This window comes from Porticoccus sp. (genome assembly GCF_965660005.1).
Taxonomy (GTDB): domain Bacteria; phylum Pseudomonadota; class Gammaproteobacteria; order Pseudomonadales; family Porticoccaceae; genus Porticoccus.
In genome coordinates this window covers 54,573-62,462 of record NZ_CBFHYF010000007.1, presented here as the reverse complement: position 1 = coordinate 62,462, position 7,890 = coordinate 54,573, and the positions used below count along the sequence as shown (strand labels likewise).

General features: G+C 51.5%; 6 protein-coding genes and 1 pseudogene. All 7 read right to left on the bottom strand.

The genetic code is table 11. The features are described from left to right. Nucleotides 1-376 (bottom strand): annotated as a pseudogene (locus tag ACTF5G_RS03270) (acetyl-CoA carboxylase, carboxyltransferase subunit beta); the annotation flags it as partial. Between the two features lie 11 nt (nucleotides 377-387). After that, nucleotides 388-1,203 (bottom strand): tryptophan synthase subunit alpha, encoded by an 816-nt coding sequence (gene trpA, locus ACTF5G_RS03265; RefSeq protein WP_438951386.1) that lies wholly within the window; start codon nucleotides 1,201-1,203, stop codon nucleotides 388-390. Nucleotides 1,204-1,239: 36 nt separating this feature from the next. Continuing rightward, complete coding sequence (gene trpB / locus ACTF5G_RS03260; protein WP_438951391.1) at nucleotides 1,240-2,424, bottom strand: tryptophan synthase subunit beta; 1,185 nt, start codon at nucleotides 2,422-2,424, stop codon at nucleotides 1,240-1,242. Nucleotides 2,425-2,473: 49 nt separating this feature from the next. Beyond that, entirely contained in the window at nucleotides 2,474-3,094 is a 621-nt protein-coding gene (locus ACTF5G_RS03255; protein ID WP_438951385.1) for a phosphoribosylanthranilate isomerase, read from the bottom strand. A 76-nt stretch (nucleotides 3,095-3,170) separates the two neighbouring features. Beyond that, entirely contained in the window at nucleotides 3,171-4,034 is an 864-nt protein-coding gene (gene truA, locus ACTF5G_RS03250) for a tRNA pseudouridine(38-40) synthase TruA (protein ID WP_438951384.1), read from the bottom strand. 5 nt (nucleotides 4,035-4,039) lie between these two features. Next, the gene (locus tag ACTF5G_RS03245) at nucleotides 4,040-6,529 is read right to left on the bottom strand and encodes a FimV/HubP family polar landmark protein (protein WP_438951383.1); all 2,490 of its coding nucleotides are present in this window, start codon (nucleotides 6,527-6,529) and stop codon (nucleotides 4,040-4,042) included. A 225-nt stretch (nucleotides 6,530-6,754) separates the two neighbouring features. Continuing rightward, nucleotides 6,755-7,870, bottom strand: coding sequence for an aspartate-semialdehyde dehydrogenase (asd, locus tag ACTF5G_RS03240; RefSeq protein ID WP_438951382.1), 1,116 nt, complete (start codon nucleotides 7,868-7,870; stop codon nucleotides 6,755-6,757). Nucleotides 7,871-7,890 lie beyond the last annotated feature (20 nt).

Below are 7,890 nucleotides of genomic sequence, written 5' to 3'. Positions count from 1 at the left end.
CAACAACGGGCATGCCTTTTAATGTGCCATTCATTGCTATCAGTGCATCGTCTTCGCCTGTCAGTTTCTGCGCATCGTTCAAACGGTCTTTGTAACGACGTACATCCTTGAATTTGAGACGATCGACGGGCTTGACCTCTGTCGCGAGCTCCTCGCGGCCTTCCCGATCAAGGAAAAAATCCAGCCGACGACGAGCGCCTATACGAAGGTGATGATCGCATTTCGGACAGACTTCAAGATTTTTTTCAAGCTCTGGTCGATAAAGTGGTGTACTGCATTTCGGACATTTTTTCCACAGCCCTTCGGGAACACTCTGAGTGCGATCTTTTTTCTGGGTCGCTGGACCCTTGGGGCGGATTTTTTCCAACCAGCTCATAGTGTATTCCGTCAGTTATCCAGTGCATCCCGCATTTCTGCGACCAGGCTTGAAACAGCCTGTGAAAAAGCCCGTGGTGATGTTTCACCGCGCGCAGCCAGCTCAGCCATCTTATTGACCAGCACACTACCAACCACTACACCATCGGAGAGGTCGGCAACAGCACGCGCTGAAGCACCATCTTTAATGCCGAATCCTACACAGACTGGCAAGTCAGTCAATGTACGAATGTGATCTACGTGCTCCTTCACTGACACAATATCGAGATTGCCCGCCCCGGTCACACCTTTCAGTGAAACGTAATAAATAAAACCGCCGGCCATTTCCGTGACCATTTTCTGACGTTTCTCGCTGCTGGTGGGAGCCAGCAGAAAAATATTTTCAATGCCGGCTTCACCGAGATGCTGATTAAAATCACCAGCTTCTTCGGGGGGAAGATCAACCGTCAATACACCATCAATTCCCGCATCAAGCGCGAGCTCAATAAAATGCTGATAGCCAAGCCGTTCTATTGGGTTGGCATAACCCATCAAAATTACCGGGGTGGTGGTATTGGTCTCTCTGAATTGTTTTACCAGCGCCAATGCGTCACGCAGACTGCTGCCATGGGCAAGGGCACGTTCATGAGCTTTCTGGATCACTGGCCCCTCGGCTGTCGGATCCGAAAAAGGAACACCCAGCTCAAGGATATCCGCACCTTTCTCAACCAGTGCATGCATCACCGGCAGCGTCACATCAGCGGCAGGATCACCCAATACTATATAAGGAATCAGGGCCTTCCGGCCCTGTTGCTGAAGCGCTTCAAAGCGTTGTTTAATTCTGTTCACAGACAATTTTCCAACTTCTTGTTTATTAACGCATTATTACAGGGTAATACCATCGATTTCTGCAACCGTCAGAATATCTTTGTCACCGCGACCAGAAAGATTCACGACAATGGTCTGCTCCGGAGCCATCTCACGAGCCAGTTTTTCGGCATAGGCAATCGCGTGACTGGTCTCGAGGGCCGGCATGATGCCCTCCACTCTGGTGAGGCGACGAAATGCATCCATAGCCTCATCATCATCTATCACCACATACTTGACACGGCCGATATCCTTCAACCAGGCGTGCTCCGGACCAACTCCGGGGTAGTCCAACCCGGCTGAAATGGAATGCGTTTCAATAATCTGTCCGTTTTCATCTTCCATCAGATAGGTACGGTTACCATGGAGAATACCGGGGATACCGTCATTCAGCGGCGCAGCGTGTTTGCCGGTGCCGAGCCCAAAGCCCCCTGCTTCCACACCGTACATGGCAACCGAGTCATCCGTCAGAAACGGATGAAACAAGCCAATGGCATTTGAACCGCCACCAACGCAGGCAACCAGAGCATCCGGTAATTTACCTGTTTGAGCCAGTGACTGCTGACGGGCTTCGCGGCCAATCACCGACTGGAAGTGCCGCACCAACTCGGGATAGGGGTGAGGTCCCGCACAGGTTCCAATGATGTAGAACGTATTATCCACATTGGTCACCCAATCACGCAGGGCTTCGTTCATGGCATCTTTAAGGGTTTTGGAGCCGGAAGTCACCGGAACAACCGTCGCACCGAGCAATTTCATACGATAGACATTCAGGGATTGGCGCTGAATATCCTCCTCACCCATGAACACATGGCATTCCAGACCAAGGCGGGCTGCAACAGTCGCCGTAGCCACGCCATGTTGACCGGCACCAGTTTCGGCAATCACCCGCTGTTTGCCCGTATGCTTGGCCAGCAGCGCCTGACCGATCGTATTATTAATTTTGTGTGCGCCGGTATGATTCAGGTCCTCGCGCTTGAGGAACAGCTTCGCGCCACCGGTTTGCCTGGTCCAGCGCTCGGCAAAGTACAGCGGGGATGGCCGCCCGACATAATGAGCAAGATCATAATCAAACTGGGCCTGAAAATCGGGATCATCCTTCAAGCTCCGGTAGATGCTTTCCAGCTCATCCAATGCATAAATAAGGGTTTCAGAAACAAAGCGTCCGCCATAGGGACCAAAGTGACCATTGGCATCGGGCATCAGACTGAAATCAATTGAGGTTTTTTTGTTCACTGGGTTCTCCGACGTATTACCCGCCCGAAGTACGGGCAATAAACTGTTCTATGAGTCGGGCGGATTTAATGCCCGGAGCTGTTTCTACACCACCACTCACATCCACTGCATAGGGGTGGACCTGGGAAATGGCATCAGCCACATTCCCAGGATTCAAGCCGCCCGCCAGAATAATCGGAAAGGCTGAATCAGTTGGCAGGCGTTGCCATTCAAACGTTTCGCCGGTACCGCCATACTTGTCTTTATGCCAGGCATCAAACAGAAATCCGCTGGCACTTGGAAACCGGGTAATCTCATTTGATAAATCCAGCCCCGGCACCATTCTTATGGCTTTGATGAATGGCCTGCCAAATTGCTGACAGTACTCATCGTCCTCATCACCGTGGAACTGCAGAAGCTGCAGCCCCACCCTTTCAAGTATTTCTGTCACCTGTTCTGGCAGGGCATTGACAAACAGCCCAACTGTTGTGACAAAAGGGCCTACCTCGGCAGAAATGACCGCAGCATCTGACAGGCCTACAAATCGAGGGCTTTTTGAATAAAACACCAGCCCTATCGCATCGACCCCGGCAGCGGCGGCATCATGGGCATCTTCCGGCCGGGTTATACCGCAGACTTTGACACGAGTTCGTTTCACAATGAGTTCCATCAGCCGGGGGAGAATTGTAGCAAAAAGCACTGTTTACTGCCTATTGCATAGCGCCTGTGTCTGCTCAGACTTCTGCGATAAATTGGGGGCCAGGTACCATTTGTGGTACGCGAAAACCATCCGGATAGTTCACTTTCACCAGATATAAACCGTTGGGCGGTGCTGTTGGCGGCGCCTTGGTACGATCTCGCAGCAATAACAGTTCTCTCAACCACTCTATTGACCTGTCGCCACGACCAATACAGACCAGCGCTCCCACAATATTGCGAACCATATGGTGAAGAAATGCATTGGCCGTTATTTCAATGATCACAAGATTGGCCTGTCGCCAGACCCTTGCCCGATGCACATTGCGATTGGGTGAGTTGGACTGACAGCCGGATGCGCGAAACGAGCTGAAATCATGTTCTCCAATCAACAGCTGAATGGCACGATGCATGCCGGGCGTCTCCAATGACCGCTTTTCCCAGCTCAACCCATGATAAAAAAGCGCTGAGCGCTGGGGTTGATTGACAATCAGGTAGCGATAGGTTCTCGCTGTGGCACTGAAACGCGCGTGAAAATCTGCTGTTTGTTCAGACACCCAATGCAATCTTATCCCGAAGGGTAAATTGGCATTAGCACCCAGCAACCAATTGGAATCTTTCCTCTTTGCAGCGGTATCGAAATGAATTATTTGATTGGTTGCATGCACCCCGGTGTCCGTGCGGCCTGCACAAATGACCGAAATCCCCTCATTGGCCACTTTGGACAGCGCCGCTTCCACGGAAGCCTGCACACTGGGACTATGCGACTGTCTTTGCCAGCCGGAAAAAGCACTGCCGCAGTATTCGACGGCAGCAGCAATACGCTTTACCCCGGCAGGAAGAACGAAGTCTTCAACCGGATGCTTCAGAGACCGAGTCTCACGGGTTGGCCCCGGGATCATTGTTGTCAGGACATATTCTCAAGTATCGAGTTGGCTTTTGCGCGCTGCTCTTCAGTCCCATTTTGCAGTACTTCTTCAAGCAGCTCACGAGCATTCTCTGGGCCACCCATATCCACATAGGCTTCAGCCAGTATCAGCTTGGTATCCGACTCATCATCCTCACCAAATGAATCCTCAACACTGGCAAGGCTGTCAAAACCATCCCCTTCGACTTGGGGTTCAGCAGATTCAATTATGGAAACTTCAGTCGTTTCCAACGGAAAACCCTGATCGTCAGAAGTGGCTGTATCTGCTGAGTTTTCAGCAGCCTCTCTGCCATCTTCCGCAAGAGCAGGGTCTTCTTCATCAAACTCAATATCCAGCATGCTTTCATCGATTTCGGTCGATAAAGCACCTATATCCATGTCATCAAGATCCAGGTCCAGATCAAAGTCCTGATGAGCATCCCCGGTAGCTGTTGGAGAAGTGAGCGATGCGGGTGTCACATCCTCTTCAGCAGAAGCTGTTTCAGATGAAAAAAGGTCAACCTCGTTTAAATCGCGATCTTCCGGAGAAGAGGTGTCTTCTTCATCATTTTTCGGATAATCCATATCCACAGGGGACACATTGGCTGACACGTCACCCAGATCATAATCGAGCGTCGGGTTCTCAAAATCAGCCGAGTCAGCGGAAGAATCACTTGTTTCAGCCGAAATACCTGCCTGCCCTTCGGTAACAACATCGAATTCATCCGTTTTCCCGGACAACAACTCGGACTCAAGTGCCAGCGCTCTCTCGTCAGCATGACTATCATTGAGTTTTGCCAGCGCTATTCTGTCTCTTTCAAATGCAGCTGTGTCGTTGGCGCTGACATGGACTTCCAGCAATTTGAGCCACAAAGAACTGTTCTGCGGATCAGACTCGATTGCCTTGCGAAGAATGTTTTCAGCCTGACGGTAATTGCCCAGAGAAAGATAAATGTCTGCCTCTCCCTTGGGATCAACACCCTCCCCATCGCCGAGTTCAAGCTCTTCGAGGTCTTTCAGGCCAGATTCGTCCAACTCTGCAGCAACTTCAGGGACATACTGCCGCTCTGACTCGGTAAACACCTCAGCAAGTCTTTCTTCAGCTGGTTCAGGCTGCTGACGACTCGCGAGCGTCTGCAAGGAAAGCTCCTCGTGCTCGTCATCATCATGCTTCCGGTTACGGAAAAACATCACCACCGCGAGTAATAGCGCGAGCAATGCAATCAAGGGGTATAGCAGATAGTCCATCCATCCAGCCAGCCCCATGGACTTATCGGAATCGCTACCTTCATCAGTTGACGCAGTCTGCGCAGGCGCATCGGCACCGCTGTTGGCAGTCTCATCAGACACTTCAGGTTCCTCGTTCTGAACAGCCAGCTGAGTAGCTCGCAGAGAGTCATCCTGAATTTCCACCAGACGGTTCATGGTGGCCAACTGCTCTTCCAGATTGGCAATACGTGTTTTCAGGTCATCATTTTCACGAAGAGATTTGTCCAGTTCTTCCTGTGCAGCAATTAATTCGTCCTGTCCAGAGCCAGAAGATCCGACAGTCATATCGCTATTCGCGCTTTCACTGAGTTCTTCCCCACCCGCACTGGAATCATCATCGACGCCCAGTGCGGGGAGCTTGAGACGTCCCTCTCCCGCTGTTGCCGGGGAGTCGGCTATGACTGCATCGGAATCGCCAGCATCCAGTACCGGAGGCACTGCCGCATCTTCAGCAGGAATTTGCTCGGGCTGGTTGAGTTCTTTCTGAACGGCGGCTTCCGTCAATGCGCGGATATCACTCCCTTCCGGCAATCGAAGAACAGCCCCCTTTTTTAACAGGTTGATATTGTCATTAATGAACGCATCCGGATTAAGCTGTTTGATAGCCGCCATGGTCTGGTTCATGCTGGCCTGCTCGGGACGAATACGCTGGGCAATGGCCCAGACCGTATCACCGGTGTTAACGCTGTACTCGCCATCACCTGCAGAAAGGGGCTGGCTGCCCAACCGATTGGATGCGGATTGCGACCCCGCTGTACTGTTGGATAGCTGCGGGCCGGAACTCGCAGCCTCAATCTTTTTTGCGGCTTCTCTCTCCTGGGCATAGACCGGCAAATCGAGCAACAATGTGTATTCACGCACCAGACGACCGATTGGCCACTGAACCTCTACCAGAAAATTCAGGTAGGGTTCACGGACAGGCTTTCTCGAGGTGATCCGCAGCAGAGGCCGGGCGCGGTTCGTGAGATCCACGGCAAAGCTTAAATCTGTCAACAGAAAAAGTCTCTCGACACCTGCGTTGTCGAAATCCCTGGGGGAACCCAGCCCCACCAGTATTTCGATATCCGTCAACTCACCAATGCTGGTCAATTGCACCTCGGCATCAAGTGGCTCGTTGAGCGATGAGTTAAGCTTGATCTCTCCCAACCCCAGAGCCAAAACGGTGTTAGTCAGCAACATGCCCAGCAAGCCGGTGGTCAACATCAAGTTACGCAGCTTCATACGATATTCCCTGTTTTACTTTGTGAGAAAGTTCCCTGCCCGGATTTGAGGTTTGTTCAGAAAACTGTTCACACTTTATTAGGTTCCGCCTGCAAGTATTTATGACTGATAACAATTGTTCAACTGCCATGACAATCAAATATCGACAAATAACGGGGTTAATGCCACTGAACTATGACCGATTGCACAAAACCGGCCTTAAATCCAAGGAAGCTTTTCCGACCGTTACGCTTCCAGCAATATGCGCAACATCCTGCGCAGCGGCTCAGCGGCCCCCCATAACAGCTGATCCCCCACCGTAAATGCTGACAGATATTCGCTACCCATGTTCATTTTACGCAAGCGACCTACCGGCACATGCAGGTGGCCGGTAACTGCTGCCGGCGTTAATTCTCGCAACGAGGCCTGACGCGTGTTGGGAACAACCTTAACCCAGTCATTGGAGGCTGCAATGATATCTTCTAGTTCATCCAGAGGGACATCCTGAGCCAACTTGACGGTCAATGCCTGACTGTGGCAACGCATTGCACCGATACGGACACAGATACCGTCGACCGGAATCAGAGTATTGCCTGAGCGGCCAAGAATTTTGTTGGTTTCAGCCTGCCCTTTCCACTCCTCCTTGCTTTGCCCACTATCCAGTTGCACATCGATCCAGGGCAACAGGCTGCCGGCCAGAGGCGCACCAAAATGATCCGTTGGCATTGTGCTACTGCGCATAGCAGCGGTAACTTTTCGGTCAATATCAAGAATGGCAGAAGACGGACTGGCAAGTTCTGGCGCTACCGAGCCCTCAATGGCACCCATTTGGGCAATCAGTTCCCGCATATTCTGTGCACCTGCACCCGATGCTGCCTGATAAGTCATCGCCGAGGTCCACTCTACCAATCCTTCGTTAAACAAGCCGCCCATCGCCATCAGCATCAGACTGACCGTGCAGTTGCCGCCGACGAAGTTTTTGACCCCGCGGCTGATGCCGTCTTTGATGACGGCCAAATTAACCGGATCGAGAACTATCAGAGCATCATCGGCCATCCGCAGTGCAGAGGCAGCATCAATCCAATAGCCGCGCCAACCTACATTGCGCAATTGTGGATAAACCGACTTGGTATAATCGCCCCCCTGACAGGTAATGATAATATCCATTTTTGCCAGTGATTTGACATCATTGGCATCCTGCAGTGGCGGAACATCCACACCCATTTCGGGACCTGGCTGGCCCAACTGGGAAGTCGTAAAAAAAATAGGCTCGATCAAAGCGAAGTCATTTTCCTGCAACATGCGATCCATAAGGACCGAGCCCACCATTCCTCGCCATCCGACAAAACCAACTTTATCCATTTAATTCAACCTATTATAAA